The organism is Chryseobacterium sp. AG844, assembly GCF_003182335.1.
GTDB lineage: Bacteria > Bacteroidota > Bacteroidia > Flavobacteriales > Weeksellaceae > Chryseobacterium > Chryseobacterium cupriresistens.
In genome coordinates this window covers 145,426-162,032 of sequence record NZ_QGTV01000003.1, presented here as the reverse complement: position 1 = coordinate 162,032, position 16,607 = coordinate 145,426, and the positions used below count along the sequence as shown (strand labels likewise).

Here is a 16,607-nt window from a genome sequence, read left to right as displayed (position 1 = left end):
AGCTCCGTAGGAGCGAACTGTTAATAGCATGAATAATTAAAAAAATCGGAAAGCCTCGTAGAGGCGACCTGTTAATGTATGGCAAACACCTACACTCAGATTTATATTCAAATTGTTTTCGCGGTAAAAGGAAGACAAAATCTGATTTCAAAAGAAAACAGAGAAGAATTACATCAGTTTATAACAGGTATTGTTTCCAATAGAAATCAAAAATTATTCGCAGTTTTTGCAATGCCTGACCATGTGCATATTCTTGTAAGTATGAATCCTACACTTTCGGTTTCAGATTTAGTAAGAGATATTAAAGCAGGTTCTTCAAAATTCATCAATGAAAAAGGATGGGTAGATGAAAAATTCAATTGGCAGGAAGGGTACGGAGCTTTTTCTTATTCTAAAAGCAGTGTTGATTCTGTTGTAAAATATATTTTAAATCAGGAAGAACATCATAAAAAGAAAACTTTTAGAGAAGAATACCTGGATTTTATGTCAAAATTTGAGATAGAATATGATCCAAAATATTTATTTGAATGGATTAATGATTAACAGGTCGCTCCTACGGAGCTACGCAAAAGCAAAAACAAAATCTATGAACAGTTTACCTCTACGAGGCAAAAAATTCTTAAAACAATTTAATTAAACAAAAAAAAATGAAAACAGCATACATAGTAAAAGGTTTCAGAACTGCCGTTGGAAAAGCTCCAAAAGGAAGTTTAAGATTTACAAGACCTGATGTCATGGCGGCTACCGTTATTGAAAAATTAATGGCTGAGCTACCACAATTAGATAAAAACAGAATTGATGACCTTATCGTAGGAAATGCAATGCCGGAAGCTGAACAAGGGCTTAATGTGGCGCGTCTGATCTCTTTGATGGGGTTAAATACCGATAAAGTTCCGGGAGTAACCGTGAACAGATATTGTGCATCAGGAAGTGAGGCAATTGCTATTGCTTCTGCGAAAATTCAGGCTGGTATGGCAGATTGTATCATTGCGGGTGGTACAGAATCGATGTCATATATTCCTATGGGAGGTTATAAGCCGGTTCCTGAAACGGATATCGCAAAAACAAACCCTGATTACTACTGGGGAATGGGTTACACAGCGGAAGAAGTTGCAAAACAATATAATATTACAAGAGAAGAACAGGATCAGTTTGCTTTTGAATCTCATATGAAGGCTTTAAAAGCTAATCAGGAAGGTAAATTTGCCAACCAGATTGTTCCGATTTCTGTAGAATATAATTTCCTGGACGAAAATCAGAAACTGCAGACTAAAAAGTTTGATTTCTCTGTAGATGAAGGGCCTAGAGCAGATACTTCTTTAGCTGGATTAGCAAAACTTAGACCTGTATTTGCCAACGGAGGAAGCGTAACGGCCGGAAACTCTTCTCAGATGAGTGACGGAGCAGCTTTCGTAATGGTAATGAGTGAGGAAATGGTAAAAGAATTAGGTCTTGAACCGGAAGCAAGATTGGTAGCCTATGCCGCTGCAGGTCTTGAGCCAAGAATCATGGGAATGGGTCCTATCTATGCTATTCCAAAAGCATTGAAACAGGCTGATTTAGAATTAAAAGATATCGATTTGATCGAACTTAACGAAGCTTTCGCCTCTCAATCGGTTGCAATCAAAAAAGAATTAGGATTAAATCCTGACATCTTAAACGTAAACGGAGGAGCTATCGCCCTTGGTCACCCGCTTGGATGTACAGGAACAAAACTGACAGTACAGCTTCTTGACGAAATGAGAAGAAGAGGCAACAAGTACGGAATGGTTTCTATGTGCGTGGGAACAGGTCAAGGAGCTGCTTCTATTTTTGAACTTCTTTAATTAATAATTAATTATAGATTTTAAATTATAAATTTTAGATGCAATGAGTTTCAAAGAAGACAATTTGATCCAAATAAAAACTTTTGATTTTGCCTTAAGAATAATTCAATTTTATACTGAATGTAAATCTCAAAACGAGTTTATTTTATCAAAACAAATTCTTCGCTCTGGAACATCCATTGGAGCAAATGTAGAAGAAGCTATAGCCGCTCAATCTAAAAAGGATTTTATTTCAAAGCTTTCGATTGCAAATAAAGAGGCAAGAGAAACAAGATATTGGCTAAGGCTTTATAACTCTTCAAATCTTGTTCAAATTGAGATCAATTCATACTTAACAGACATTGAAATGATCATTAATATTTTGACTAAAATCATTAAAACATCATCTGAAAATTTATAATAACAAAATCTAATTTAAAATTTATAATCTAAAATTTAAAATAATAACAAATGAGCAATATACTTAAAGGCGGGGAATTCCTGATCAAACAAATTCCTGCAAACGAAATTTTCAGTATTGAAGAGCTGAATGAAGAACAAAAAATGCTTCGTGATTCTGCGAAGGAATTTATAGATAGAGAAGTAGTTCCTCAAAGAGAACGTTTTGAGAAGAAAGATTACGCATTTACTGAAGAGACCATGCGTAAACTGGGAGAAATGGGAATGTTGGGAATCGCTGTTCCTGAAGAATACGGAGGTCTTGGAATGGGCTTTGTGACTACAATGCTTGCTTGTGATTATCTATCAGGAACTACAGGTTCATTGGCTACAGCTTATGGTGCACACACCGGAATTGGAACCCTGCCAATCGTTCTTTACGGAACTGAAGAGCAGAAGAAAAAATACCTTCCGGATTTAGCAACAGGAACAAAATTCGGAGCTTACTGTCTGACAGAGCCAGATGCCGGTTCTGATGCCAATTCAGGAAAAACAAGAGCAAAACTTTCCGAAGACGGAAAACATTATATCATCAACGGTCAGAAAATGTGGATCTCTAATGCAGGATTTGCAGATACATTTACATTATTCGCTAAAATTGATGATGATAAAAATATCACAGGATTTGTAATCAACAGATCTGAACTTGAAAACCCTGAAAGCTTAACTTTCGGTGAGGAAGAGCATAAACTGGGTATCCGTGCTTCTTCTACCCGTCAGGTTTTCTTCAATGATATGAAGATTCCTGTGGAAAATCTTTTAGGAGAAAGAAACAATGGTTTCAAGATCGCTTTAAATGCATTAAACGTAGGCCGTATCAAATTGGCTGCCGCATGTCTTGATGCACAGAGAAGAATCTTAAACCACTCTATCCAGTACTCTAACGAAAGAAAACAGTTTGGTGTTTCAATCGCTACTTTCGGAGCGATCAGAAAGAAACTGGCAGAAATGGCAACCGGAGTTTTCGTAAGTGAAGCAGGTTCTTACAGAGCTGCTAAAAATGTTCAGGATAAAATTGATGAGCTTGTTGCAGCAGGATTAAGCCATCAGGAAGCAGAATTAAAAGGTGTAGAAGAATTCGCTGTTGAATGTTCAATCCTTAAAGTATTCGTTTCTGATCTTGCACAACACACCGCAGACGAAGGAATCCAGGTATACGGAGGGATGGGATTCTCTGAAGATACTCCTATGGAAGCGGCTTGGAGAGATTCAAGAATTTCAAGAATTTATGAAGGTACCAACGAAATCAACAGACTGCTGGCTGTAGGAATGCTTATTAAGAGAGCAATGAAAGGTGAGCTGGATCTTTTATCTCCTGCAATGGCGATCAGCAAAGAATTGATGGGTATCCCTTCATTTGAAGTTCCTGATTATTCAGAATTCATGAGTGAAGAAAAAGCAATTATCGCCAACCTTAAGAAAGTATTCCTAATGGTTTCCGGAGCTGCTCTTCAGAAATACATGATGGACATTGAAAAACAACAGCATTTATTATTGAATGCTTCTGAAATCCTTAACCAGATCTATATGGCAGAATCCGCAGTATTAAGAGCAGAGAAACACTTCTCTCCTGAATCTGTAGAAGCAGCTATGGCTCAGTTAAACCTTTACAAAGCTGTTGAAAAAATTATCACTGCAGCTAAAGAAGGAATCGTTTCTTTCGCTGAAGGAGATGAGCAGAGAATGATGCTTTCAGGACTAAGAAGATTCACTAAATATACCAACCATCCGAATGTAGTAGCGCTTACTGAAAAAGTAGCCGCTCACTATATTGAGAAAGGAGCTTATTAGTCTTTAATAACATAAATTTGATTTAGCGTCCCAATTTTTGGGGCGCTTTTGTTTTCACCCTTATTTATGACGATGACCATTGGATTTATTGACAGCCCATAAGTATATTCAAAAAAAATTATTATTTTTATTCTAAATTAAATAACACATGAAGAAATTATTATTTCCCCTCGTCCTCATTTCGGCTATAGTTACGGCACAAAAAAAAGACAATTTAGTCCCTGCTCCAAAGATTGATACAACAAAGATCATTTCTAAAGGAAAATTCCCGGGATATTCTGCTGTGAAGCCCGAGCGTCCTCAAAAAGAATTTTACAGGATATTGACGGCTAAGCCTAAAGATACTGCCCTTTATCTGGCTTTAAAAGAACCTTCAAAGGATTATTCACAATATAAAATTCTAAATTCGGTTACTCCTGATAAGCTTCAGGTAAGCCGAAAAAAGATAATACCGTCAAAATAAACACAGTACAAACTAAAAACTATTACCATGGGAAAATTTATTATCTCTAAAAGAACAAACGGAGACTTTCAGTTCAACCTCAAAGCTGGAAACGGGCAGGTTATTTTAACCAGCCAGGGATACAGTACCAAACCTTCCTGTGAAAGCGGAATCGGATCCGTAAAACTCAATGCACAGGAAGATGCAAAATTTGAAAGAAATACAGCCAATGACGGCAGATGTTATTTTAATCTAAAAGCCGGAAACGGACAGATCATCGGAACCAGCCAGATGTATGAATCCGACAATGGTATGGAAAACGGAATAGAATCTGTAAAAAACAATGCTCCGCATGCTCATATAGAGGATGAAACAAACTTGTAAAATCATCTGAAATATTCTTCATAAAAATGCCTTAGTTCTTAAGGCATTTTTTATTTTTGTACTCTATTTTTCATTAGCAATGACAAAAGAAGAATTACTTAATAAAGCAATCAAAATCGCCGATAAGGCTCATAAAGGACAAACCGATAAATACCATGCTCCCTACATTGCCCACGTAATGCGTGTGATGAACTATGGTAAAACACTCGATGAAAAAATCGTTGGAGTACTTCACGATGTTGTAGAAGACCATCCACAGGAGTTTAGTCTGGATTATTTAAGATCTGAAGGATTCCCCGAATATATTATTTTTGCCATCAGCTGTCTTACAAAGCTTGATCCGGAAGAAGATTATGATGAATTCATCAAAAGAACAGAAAGATCTCTGCTATCTGTTGCTGTAAAGCTCAATGACCTTCGCGACAATATGGATCTCAGAAGAGTCAACAGAGAGCTTACCCCTAAAGATATCAAAAGATTCAATAAATATCTGAAAGCCTATCGTTATCTGATAGAGAAATATTAATCCGCACCCGGGAAATCATATGTTTTTGTGTGATGATCTGTTCCATCGATATTGATGTTTAACGCAAGGTAAACGAAATGTAAATTTTTGTTCCCTTTTGCTTCAAATTCACGCTGCCACAGATATCCGCTCACGATTCCAAAATAATCATCGATCTGATAGCCGAAACCGCCATAGACTCTGTTTCTGGCAAAAGTAGGCTTCATCGGAGAGACAAAGAACACCTCGTCATAAGCATTAGCAAAAACAGTTCCTTTCTTAATGGTTTTAGCGTTCAAAGGAACACTTACGTTCAGACGGTACCGGTAACGCATTCTCTGGGAAGTCTGATCTGTTTTCGGCTCATAGAACCAACTCTTTTCAGCACGAAAACGGTTTTCAAACTTTACAATACCTTTTTTAACGTCGATAACGTCCTGAAGCCATACCCTGAACTCCTCTCTGCTCAGGCTATGTTCTTTATAGTTAACATATCTTCCCAGCCCTACAAAAGGTTTGTGGTTTTTGGTAAGATTATACCCTAGCCCCCCTTTTATTTCATAATAATCAGGGTAGGTATAATCTTCGTTACCACGCATCTGCCCTTCAGCATAAAGGAAAAATTTCGGATGAAACTTATAGGTCAGAGTCACTGCATTGAAGCTGGAAATGTGTTCCTGTGCTTTAAAAAAAGATATTCCAAGTAATAAACCTAAGCCTATAAGACGTTTCATAAAAAATTTTTGCAAATGTATATTTTTTAACAATTTGTTAATATTAACTTTCATTAATATTAAATTAACACCTACTTAATATTAATTGTATACGAAAACCCAATGTGGAACCACCTTTGCGGCATCCCGACACCAAAAGCTTCTGTATATTTTGTATTGGTCAAATTGTTAATCAACACATATACTGAGTAATCTTTTTTAGCAAAGCTCAGCTTCTCATCTACAAGGTTATAGGTTCCCAGATTGACTCTTTCATTGTAACGGTAAACAAGCTCGTTGGTAAAGTTTTTCAGGAATTTCACCTCTAACTTGGACACAAACTGATGCCTCAGATTGTCCAGAATATATCTTGAAACCACACCGTCTTTTTCTTCATACTTACTGTCAATATAAGTATAGCCAACCGTATATTTTAACCAGTCTGTCGGTCTGTGACTCCACTCTGCTTCAACTCCTTTTGTTTTGATATCTCCTACATTCTGGGCGTACCATATTTTATCGCTCAGATCTTTTTTTACCCAGTCAATGGAATTATTGGAGTTTCTTAGAAAACCACTTATTTTTGCTAAAATCCTGTTATTTAGATATTGATATCCTACTTCCGAAGAAATCGCATTTTCAGGCTGCAAATCCGGATTTCCCTGTTCCGTTTTACTTACATAATACAATTCAGTAAAAGTGGGTACACGGTGTACTTTTGCGATGTTTCCATAGATTTTAGAATTGGCATTAAAGTTATAGCCTACATCCAGACCCGGATAAAAGAAATTTCCTTCTTTAGAATAATTGGCCCATGAAATTCCCGGACTGATATTCAGTTTTTTATCCAGTAATGAAAAATGATGTTCAAAGAAAACCTGAGAAACAAAGCGGTTTCGGTCACCCAAATTACTGCTTACTAAAAATTCTTTTCTAAGCTCAACACCAATTCCGGTTGTTCCCAATCCCCACTGATAGCTGGAATTCACTTCTCCACCTGCATTATTTCCAATGTGCATATTTCGGTAAAAATCAGGATTCCATCTGTCATAAAGGTACATATCCTGCCCTCTTCTCCAATACACATTAGAGTTAAGCTTCAGCTTTCCAAAAGTCTGCTGATGAGCTACACTTACGATAGAAGCCTGCGTTTCCTCATACTGCTTCGTCGCAGCACTGGAAGCATAAAAGCCATTGGCTCCGAATTTCTTTTCTGAAAAGCCGGCCTGAACTCTCACATCTCCGTTTTTGATATTCAGTTTTCCCTGATAAAATACATTTCTGATCTCATAATCCGTATTGAACATATACCCTTCTGATGAAGCTGAATTCGCCTGCAGGGAGTTCGTGAACTTTTCATTTCCGATCTGCGCATTAAATCCCAGACCATAACTTCCATAATCTCCTCCCTCTGCACTTATCTTGACTTTTTTTCCCGGAAAAGTTTTGGTGATGATATTGATAACACCGGCATAAGCATTCTGTCCGAAACGTCTGGCGGCCGGGCCTTTTATGATTTCTATCTTTTCTACTTCATCCAGATCTACCGGAATATTCATATTATTATGTCCGGTCTGGGAGTCATTCATTCTGATTCCGTTCAATAATAAAAGAACCTGCTCAAAAGAACTACCACGGAAACCGATATCACTCTGCACTCCATTGGCTCCTCTCCTTCTGATATCCATTCCCGGCACCTGCTGAAGAATTTCGTCGATACTTTTAGCCGGAGAATTTACAATATCTTCTCTGGTGATCACGCTGATGTTCTGGTTAGCGCTTTTATAAGGTGTAGAGATAAATTTACCCTGAAATTCAATGCTTTCAATATCTGTTGTCTTTTCCTGTGCATTTACCCAAAGTAAAGATCCCAGAAAAAAAGCACTTCCTATCTTTTTGATCATAATCGTTTCCGTAGTTTTTTAAGAGAGTCCAAAAGTAAGGGAGTTCACCAAGACAGGCAAATGATAGTTGTCATAAAAAAAGATGCAGTGTAAAGCTGCATCTTTCTGAGGGAGTAATTTCTATCTTTTTCTCATTAAATGTGTAACCAGATCTCTGAATAATTTTCTCATTTCTCTATTACATATTTATGAATGCAATTTTAAATAATTTTACAATATAAAACAATAGTGCAATAAAAAAACACAATATATTTTAAAAAATTATATAAAACACTGTAAAATAAACAGCAAAATAAAATTAAGTCCACAAAACATACACCTTTTCAGGTGGTTTTGACAGCAAAATATGGGTTTAATCTGTTCAATGTTACGATCATTATAACAATTTTTAACAATAAGATAAGCGTAAATTTTTCGCTAAAATTTCGTAATTTTGTGGGTCTTAATTTTACGATGAAAATATTCTATTTCAACAGTAATTTTGCCAGCGTTTATAAAAATTGCAGCAACAGATTTCGGAGGAATCAGGATATATCTAAAAGTTCAATTGATACCGGCCACAGAATATTTGTAGCCAAACACCATTACTGACAGCCTTAATGCTGTGCAGTCTTTATATGAATAAACAAAATATGGCTAACACAACAGAAATAGATATAAAAAAGCAGATTTTCGTTAAGAATGCACATCTTAATAATCTGAAACATATAGATGTCCTGATTCCGAAGAACAAACTGATTGTTATTACTGGGGTTTCAGGAAGCGGTAAGTCCTCTTTGGCTTTTGATACAATCTACGCAGAAGGACAGAGAAGATATGTTGAAAGTTTAAGTTCTTATGCCCGTCAGTTTTTGGGAAAATTAGAAAAGCCAAAAGTAGATGATATCAAAGGACTCGCCCCTTCTATTGCCATCCAGCAGAAAGTAATTTCTTCCAACCCTCGTTCTACGGTGGGAACTTCTACAGAGATCTACGATTATATGAAGCTTTTATTTGCAAGGATCGGGAAAACCTTTTCACCGGTTTCGGGAGAAGAAGTGAAGAAAGATTCGGTTTCTGATGTAGTCGACTTCATCAAGGCTTCAAAAAAAGATACTTCCTTTCTATTAACTGCTCCTTTGGAATATGATGTTGACAATTTCAAAGAAACCTTAAATATTTTAAAACTGGCAGGTTTCACAAGGCTTGAAATCAATGGAAATGTTGCAGGAATTGAAGACCTTGAAAGTTTTGGTTTTACTCCTGAAAAAGGAATGACCATTAATCTTGTCATCGACCGTTTCTCATACGAAGAAGACGAAAGTTTTTTACAGAGACTTGCAGACTCTATACAAATGGCATTCTATGAAGGACGCGGATATTGTTCATTAAAGAATACAAACACTGAGAAGGTAAAAGAATTTTCCAATAAATTTGAGTTGGACGGCATGGAGTTCCTTGAACCCAACGTTCATTTTTTCAGCTTTAATAACCCGTACGGAGCATGTCCGGCGTGTGAAGGATACGGAAAAGTAATCGGAATTGATGAGGATCTTGTAGTTCCTAATAAAACATTATCCATCTACGAAGATGCTGTTGTCTGCTGGAGAGGAGAAACGATGAGCGAATGGAAAAAAGATTTCATTAAAAAAGCAGGTGATTTCCCTATCCACAAACCTTATCATCAATTAACAAAAGAACAGAAAAACTTCCTTTGGAAAGGTGACGGAAGGAGTAATTTCCCGTGCATCAACAATTTCTTCAAGATGCTTGAAGAAAATCTATACAAAATCCAATACAGAGTAATGCTTTCCCGTTACAGAGGAAAAACCCTTTGCCCGACATGTGAAGGATTGAGACTTCGTGAAGAAACAAGTTGGGTAAAAGTAGACGGACACAATATCCAGTCGATGATTGAACTTCCTTTGGATGAACTTGCTCCGGTGATCAACGGATTAAAACTTTCAGATCATGACAAGGAAGTCGCCAAGAGACTGATTTACGAAATCACCACCCGTCTGGAATTTTTATTAAAAGTAGGATTAGGATATTTAACATTAAACAGAACATCGAATACCCTTTCAGGAGGAGAAAGTCAGAGAATCAACCTGGCAACAAGCTTAGGAAGTTCTTTGGTAGGTTCTATTTACATTCTGGATGAGCCTTCTATCGGGCTGCATTCCAAAGATACGGAAAACCTGATCGAAGTATTGAAAAATCTTCGCGACCTTGGAAATACCGTGATTGTGGTAGAACATGACGAGGATGTAATGAGAGCAGCGGACTATATTATTGATATTGGTCCGGAAGCAGGTTATCTTGGTGGGGAACTGGTATTTGCCGGAGATTATAAGGATCTGAAAAAAGCGAATACACTTACTTCAGAATACCTTACTGGAAGACTTGAAATAGAAGTTCCGAAGAAAAGAAGAAAAGCAAAAGAATGGATTCACATTAAAGGAGCCCGTCAGAATAACCTTAAAAATATAGATGTAGACGTTCCTTTGGAAAATCTCGTTGTTATTTCCGGAGTTTCAGGAAGTGGAAAATCTACTTTGATGAAAGAAATTCTTACCAATGACATCCAGATCCAGTTGGGAATGGGCGGTAAAAAAGGAGATTATGATGCTGTAGAATTCCCGAAGAAACTGATCAAAAACATTGAACTGATTGACCAGAACCCGATTGGAAAATCATCCCGTTCAAACCCTGTAACTTATCTAAAGGCTTATGACGATATCCGTGATCTTTTTGCCAAGCAGAAAGTAGCCAAAATGATGGGTTATAAGCCTAAACACTTCTCTTTCAACGTAGATGGCGGAAGATGTGATGAATGCAAAGGAGAAGGAGTGATCAATGTTTCCATGCAGTTTATGGCGGATATCGAGCTTGAATGTGAGGTTTGTAAAGGAACACGATTCAAAAATGAGATCCTTGAAGTAAGATTTGATGAGAAAAACATCTCTGATATCCTTCATATGACCGTAGATGAAGCATTGGAATTCTTTAAAGATAATAATGAAGAAAAGATCGTAACGAAGCTGAGACCTTTGCAGGAAGTAGGTTTAGGTTATTTACAGCTGGGACAAAGCTCCTCTACCCTTTCCGGCGGTGAGGCACAGCGTGTGAAGCTGGCTTCTTTCCTTGTAAAAGGGGTAACAACGGATAAAACGCTATTTATCTTTGATGAGCCTTCCACAGGACTTCACTTCCATGATATTCAAAAATTATTGAAATCATTACAGGCGTTGATTGATCTCGGACATTCGGTGATTGTTATTGAGCATCAGCCTGATATTATCAAATGTGCCGATTATATTATCGATATCGGTCCGGAAGCCGGAAAACACGGCGGAGAAGTTGTATTTGCAGGAACACCGGAAGATCTGACAAAAAATAAAAAGTCTTATACAGCAAAATATATCAAAGAAAAACTGGAACAATAAATACAACCGGCTGTTTAAAAACAGCCGGTTTTTTATTGAGATTACTTATCTTTATTCAACTTATCAACCCATTACAAAATTATTATTTATGCCCTGGAATCCCGAATTATATGATCAGTACAAAGATGTACGTTATAAGCCATTTTATGATTTAGCAGCGTTAATCAAGCCTGAAAACAATATAAAAGCTATTGACTTAGGCTGTGGAACCGGAGAACAGACCTCTATTCTTACGGAAAAACTGACAGGCTCTACATTCTTAGGAATTGATTCATCAGCAGAAATGCTTGAAAAATCGAAGAAATATGAAAACGATCATTTACACTTTAAGCTTCAGAGCATTGAAGAAACAGCGCAGTCTGACGAGAAATGGGATCTTGTCTTCAGTAATGCCGCTTTACAGTGGGCTGATGATCACGAAACTTTATTTCCTAAAATCATTGGATTACTTTCAGAGAATGGACAGTTAGCAATACAAATGCCGGTTCAGAAAGAAAATATTCTCAATCAGATTCTGACAGAAATGGCAGGTGAAGAACCCTACGCATCCCAGTTAAATCATTTTAACCGTGATTCACCAGTGCTTTCAATGGACGATTATGCCCAGATATTATTTGATAACGGAATTCAGGACATTGAAATATTTCAGAAGGTATACCCTATTATTGCGGATGATCACGAGGCTTTATACATCTTTATTTCAGGAACAGCATTGTTACCTTATTTAGAGCGTCTGGAAGGAGAACAGAAAGAACAATTCATCTCCGAATTTAAATCGCGTATTGCAAAAAGGTTTACAAAATATCCGGCTATCTATGCATTTAAGCGCATCCTGATGTATGGCCGTAAGAAATAGAAAACCTTAATGCCCAATAAAAAACTGCCACAATTGTCATTCTGACGAAGGAAGAATTCCATTAATAACCAATGATATGAGATTCTTCATTACACTTCGTTTCATTCAGAATGACAAAATTGTGACAGCTGTTTCTGTTTATTAATAAAATAGTTACTCTTTCAGATTATACAAAAACGGACTTTCCCTGATATACTCAGAATTTTCAATCTGAGAAACCAGAAACTCGGCCAGATCTCCTGCATTGATCCCTTCGCCTTTACAGTCTGTAAGATTTGTTTCGATTGGAAAATTTTCCTCTGTAAGATGAATCAGTGGTAATCTTACTAACGTCCAGTCGAGGTCACTTTCCAGAAGAAGTTCATACTCTTTCTGCTTATCAGCGGTTGTCTCAGGATAGTTCTGATACATCCAGTCTGTAGCCATTTTTACCCGCTCACTTTTATGATCAGATGCTGTATTTACACTGAGACCAGTCGTTACAATATAACGCTTACCCCCATAATGATTCATTGCTTTGATGATATTTTTGGCAGCATCACTGAAGATAGACTTCTCTCCTTTTGGCTGTCCCAAAGTACTCATGACAAGATCAGTTCCCTCAATTAAATTACAAATTGCTGTTTCATCCCTTGCATCTCCTTTTATCATTTCTATCAATGGGTTTTGAAGAGCAAAATTTTCAGGGTGTCTTAACAAAAGCTTTAGAGAATATCCTTTCTCCAGTAATTTTCGGACCAGATATTGTCCCGATTTTCCTGTACCGCCGATTACGGCAATTTTATAAGTTTTCATATGATTTTTTTATATTAAATATCAATAATCAAAAGCAGAATAACCACTAATGACCATTGACACAGCAAATAACACATTGTTTTTGCTTTAGATATGATATAATGAATGTATAGGGCTCAGAAAATTGAACCTAAGATGTTCAGGCTGAAAAAATAACCCGACCCACAGTAATATGTATTACGAGATTTTAATGAATTAAAGTTACATTTTTTCCCTCAAAAAAAATCAAAAATTTATGATTTTGACAACATGTATTAAAAGAGAAAGTTTTTAACTTTGATAACTATCTTACTGTCAGTATTTTCCTTAAAACAAACTTACACCCAATAAAATATCATAATATGGAACCATTTACAGTAAACATCCCCGAATCGGTTATAACCGATCTTAAAAACCGGCTGCAAAATGTCCGCTGGCCGGGAGAACCGGAAGGTTCCGGCTGGAACTACGGCACCAGTGAAACATACCTGAAAGAACTTACCCGCTATTGGATCAATGATTATGACTGGAAGATGCACGAACAGCAATTGAATCAGCATCCACAGTATGTCACCCGGATTGACGGAATTTTAATTCATTTTCAATACATCAGAGGAAAAGGATCAAATCCTAAACCGCTGATCCTTACCCATGGCTGGCCGGACAGCTATTACCGCTTTCATAAAATTATTCCACTGCTTACGGAAGGCGAACAGAGTTTTGATCTGGTTATTCCTTCCGTTCCGGGGTTTGGCTTTTCTGATAAAACAGCGGTCAGCAGTGAGAAGGTGGCAGATCTGTGGAAACAACTGATGACTGAAGTCCTAGGTTATGAAAAATTCTGTGCTGCCGGAGGAGATATCGGAATGGGAGTCGTAAAGGCATTGACTTCAAAATATCCTGAAGCCCTGGAAGCTGTTCACCTTACAGATGTAGGTTACCCCACCGGTCAGGAAGACCCTGCTACAATGAGTGAAGATGAGCGGGCATTTGCTCAGTTTGTCCAGCGCTGGTGGTACAGTGAAGGAGCTTACGCCATGGTACAGTCTACCAAACCTCAATCTCTGGCCTATGGTCTTAATGATTCTCCTGTTGGATTGGCAGGCTGGATTATAAGTTTTATCAATGCGGGTGCATCGCCTGAATTAATTGAAACGGCATTTGGCGGAAAAGATGAGTTGCTCACCAATATTATGATTTATTGGGTGACCCAAACCATTGGTTCTTCTGCCAGAATGTATAAGGAAGATGCAGCCGCTTTATGGAGCGGAACACATGCGCATCAAAAGAGCAATGTTCCTGCGGGAGTACTTGTATTTCCCCGTGAAGCTCAGTTTCCGAAAGAATGGGCAGAACGTTTTGTGAATGTCACCAGCTTTAAAAAGATGAATGAAGGAGGCCATTTTGCCGCCTTGGAATTGCCTCATATATTTGCAGATGAACTGAGAACATTTTTTTATTCTGCCACATAAACAATTCATGAGCTACAATCGGTCCTGTCTTTTTGTAGCTCCTTTTTGATGGTAAAATGTTAATCCTTCTAAACCATTACTAAAATTTTGTTAATAAGTATAAAGTTGTTGGCAAGTTTTTTATTTTAGCCAAAATTAATAACTATGAAAAAATTGTCCTTCACGATTATAGCAGCATTTCTATTCTGCTCAGTGCAAGCTCAGATACAAAATGCCGGTTTTGAGAACATGACCGATGGATTACCCAATCACTGGAATATAAAAAAAGCAGATTCGTACGAAGGAAAAGTAGATTACACCCAATATTTTGGAGGAAAAGCCTCTATGCAGCTTATAGGGAAGGCTGATCATTCCAAAGACTTTCAATCTTTTTCTCAAAAAATACCTCTTGATATTCAGCAATTGCAAAAAATAGAAATCAGTGCCTATGTAAAATCTGAGAACACCAATGGGAAAATCAATCTATGGACACAGGTGAAGGATGAGAAGGGGCAGATGATTGACTTTGGAAATTCAGAGTCACAACAAAAGTCCATTGCATTGAATAAAGACTGGACAAAATATTCTTTAATTTTCACTGTTGATAAAAATGTAAAAAGCCTTCTTCTTGGAGGCGTATTCTCAGGAAACGGAACGGTTTGGTTTGATCACTTTGAACTGAACAGAATTGCATTTTCAAATGAAGAACCTTCGAAAAAATCTGCAAAATACATTCAGGAGTTTAAAGATATTGTGAAAAAGAATTCAATCTTTTCAGATCAACTGGACTGGAAAAATATTGAAACCAACCTTCAATATCTTTCAAAAGGCATGAAAACCATAGATGATACAGACCCTGCATTGAGCTATATTATACAAAATCTAAGACAGGCCGGTGATAATCATTCATTTATTTCCGGCAAAGAACGTTCAGAAAAGCAGAAGAAAAGCAACACCAGTGAGGCAAAGCCCGATTCCAGACTTATTGATCAGAATATTGGCTATATTTCTGTTCCCGGCTTTGGTTCCGTCAACACAGAAGTTGGAAATGATTTTGCCCTGCAGATCCACAATATGATTAAAAAGCTGGACTCTGAAAATACGATTAAAGGCTGGATTGTAGATCTGAGAGGCAATACAGGAGGAAATATGTATCCTATGATCGGAGGTCTCGGAAGTCTGATTGGAGAAGGAACTTTGGGATATTTTGTATATAAGGATAAAAAAACTCCATGGATTTATAAAGACAGGAAGTTTGGTTCCAATAAAATTACAGAACCTTATAATCTTAAAAGCGGACAATCTAAAATTGCAGTTCTGATTGGTCCGAACACCGCCAGTTCAGGAGAAGCTACAACAATTGCATTTATTGGAAAAAGCAATGTAAAACTCTTTGGAAAACCATCTGCGGGCTATACTTCGGCCAATAGTATTTATCCGTTAAGCGATGGTAAAAGCTTTGCTCTGGCTTCTTCTTATGAAATGGACCGAAACGGGAAAGTCTACTACGGGAAAATTGATCCGGACGTTCCGGTAGAATCCAAAGAAGGCCACGATATGGATCTGGAGACTGCTAAAGCCTGGATTTTAAATTAGTTTCAGACTTATCCACAAAAAAATGTGGATAACTTGTGAATTTTAACATTTAATTCATTTTTCGTATTAAAATAATTACTACATTTACTATGTAATAAACATCGAAGTGGAAACTTTATTTGCTTTTCTTACTACTCTTGAAATTGCAATTAAATTTGAAATAAAAATTTAAGCACAGCATTGTCGGCTGTGCTTTTTATTGTTGTCTAATTAAAAAAATGAGATGTATTTATCTACTGGATCTGCCTCTAAAGGGCAGATTCTTTTATCCATATACCTTTTATACAAGCATTTTCGCATATTTACTATTCAACAGGTACAAAACGGTACAAACATCTTTGCCCTAGTCTCCATTCTCTGCATTAATTGTTGATTATTAAAATTAAATAATTTGTATTTTTATGAATCAAATCAAGGCCTCATAGTTCAATGGATAGAATAGAAGTTTCCTAAACTTTAGATCCAGGTTCGATTCCTGGTGAGGCCACAAATTTGCCAAACA

14 protein-coding genes and 1 tRNA gene are annotated in these 16,607 nt (G+C 37.0%); 12 read left to right on the top strand and 3 right to left on the bottom strand.

Translation table 11 applies throughout. The annotated features are described in order from the left end of the window. The first annotated feature begins 78 nt into the window (after positions 1-78). The 7 genes from tnpA (at position 79) to DEU40_RS04575 (ending at position 5,407) form a co-directional block, all read left to right on the top strand. Entirely contained in the window at positions 79-543 is a 465-nt protein-coding gene (gene tnpA / locus DEU40_RS04605) for an IS200/IS605 family transposase (RefSeq protein ID WP_110008743.1), read from the top strand. 104 nt (positions 544-647) lie between these two features. Beyond that, positions 648-1,826, top strand: coding sequence for a thiolase family protein (locus tag DEU40_RS04600; RefSeq protein ID WP_110008742.1), 1,179 nt, complete (start codon positions 648-650; stop codon positions 1,824-1,826). A gap of 43 nt (positions 1,827-1,869) precedes the next feature. Continuing rightward, the gene (locus DEU40_RS04595) at positions 1,870-2,226 is read left to right on the top strand and encodes a four helix bundle protein (RefSeq protein WP_110008741.1); all 357 of its coding nucleotides are present in this window, start codon (positions 1,870-1,872) and stop codon (positions 2,224-2,226) included. A 50-nt stretch (positions 2,227-2,276) separates the two neighbouring features. After that, positions 2,277-4,055, top strand: coding sequence for an acyl-CoA dehydrogenase family protein (locus tag DEU40_RS04590; protein WP_110008740.1), 1,779 nt, complete (start codon positions 2,277-2,279; stop codon positions 4,053-4,055). A gap of 148 nt (positions 4,056-4,203) precedes the next feature. After that, positions 4,204-4,518 carry a hypothetical protein gene (locus DEU40_RS04585; protein ID WP_110008739.1) on the top strand — a complete coding sequence of 105 codons (315 nt, stop codon included), beginning with the start codon at positions 4,204-4,206 and terminating at the stop codon, positions 4,516-4,518. A 27-nt stretch (positions 4,519-4,545) separates the two neighbouring features. Next, the gene (locus DEU40_RS04580; protein ID WP_110008738.1) at positions 4,546-4,881 is read left to right on the top strand and encodes a YegP family protein; all 336 of its coding nucleotides are present in this window, start codon (positions 4,546-4,548) and stop codon (positions 4,879-4,881) included. A 79-nt stretch (positions 4,882-4,960) separates the two neighbouring features. Further along, positions 4,961-5,407, top strand: a complete 447-nt coding sequence (locus tag DEU40_RS04575) for a phosphohydrolase (RefSeq protein WP_041461800.1) — start codon at positions 4,961-4,963, stop codon at positions 5,405-5,407. Here the strand turns inward: DEU40_RS04575 and DEU40_RS04570 are convergent. Both DEU40_RS04570 and DEU40_RS04565 read right to left on the bottom strand, forming a co-directional pair. Next, on the bottom strand, positions 5,404-6,120 hold the full coding sequence (locus DEU40_RS04570) for a DUF2490 domain-containing protein (protein WP_110008737.1): 717 nt from the start codon (positions 6,118-6,120) through the stop codon (positions 5,404-5,406). The two genes, DEU40_RS04575 and DEU40_RS04570, sit on opposite strands and share 4 nt — an antisense overlap. A gap of 71 nt (positions 6,121-6,191) precedes the next feature. Continuing rightward, positions 6,192-8,003, bottom strand: a complete 1,812-nt coding sequence (locus tag DEU40_RS04565) for a TonB-dependent receptor plug domain-containing protein (protein ID WP_110008736.1) — start codon at positions 8,001-8,003, stop codon at positions 6,192-6,194. Between the two features lie 632 nt (positions 8,004-8,635). Between DEU40_RS04565 and uvrA the strand changes: the two genes are divergently transcribed. Together uvrA and DEU40_RS04555 are read left to right on the top strand one after the other, a co-directional pair. Then, entirely contained in the window at positions 8,636-11,428 is a 2,793-nt protein-coding gene (uvrA, locus tag DEU40_RS04560) for an excinuclease ABC subunit UvrA (protein ID WP_110008903.1), read from the top strand. An 88-nt stretch (positions 11,429-11,516) separates the two neighbouring features. Next, positions 11,517-12,284: a methyltransferase domain-containing protein gene (locus DEU40_RS04555; RefSeq protein ID WP_110008735.1), complete on the top strand. Its 768-nt coding sequence runs from the start codon at positions 11,517-11,519 to the stop codon at positions 12,282-12,284. A 153-nt stretch (positions 12,285-12,437) separates the two neighbouring features. On the opposite strand, the gene DEU40_RS04550 is transcribed toward DEU40_RS04555, so the two are convergent. Next, entirely contained in the window at positions 12,438-13,079 is a 642-nt protein-coding gene (locus DEU40_RS04550; protein ID WP_110008734.1) for an NAD(P)-dependent oxidoreductase, read from the bottom strand. 341 nt (positions 13,080-13,420) lie between these two features. Between DEU40_RS04550 and DEU40_RS04545 the strand changes: the two genes are divergently transcribed. From DEU40_RS04545 to DEU40_RS04535, 3 genes are all read left to right on the top strand, one after another. Continuing rightward, complete coding sequence (locus tag DEU40_RS04545; RefSeq protein WP_110008733.1) at positions 13,421-14,530, top strand: epoxide hydrolase family protein; 1,110 nt, start codon at positions 13,421-13,423, stop codon at positions 14,528-14,530. A gap of 144 nt (positions 14,531-14,674) precedes the next feature. Beyond that, positions 14,675-16,105 carry a S41 family peptidase gene (locus DEU40_RS04540; RefSeq protein WP_110008732.1) on the top strand — a complete coding sequence of 477 codons (1,431 nt, stop codon included), beginning with the start codon at positions 14,675-14,677 and terminating at the stop codon, positions 16,103-16,105. A gap of 415 nt (positions 16,106-16,520) precedes the next feature. Beyond that, positions 16,521-16,592, top strand: a tRNA-Arg gene (locus DEU40_RS04535). Positions 16,593-16,607: the final 15 nt, after the last annotated feature.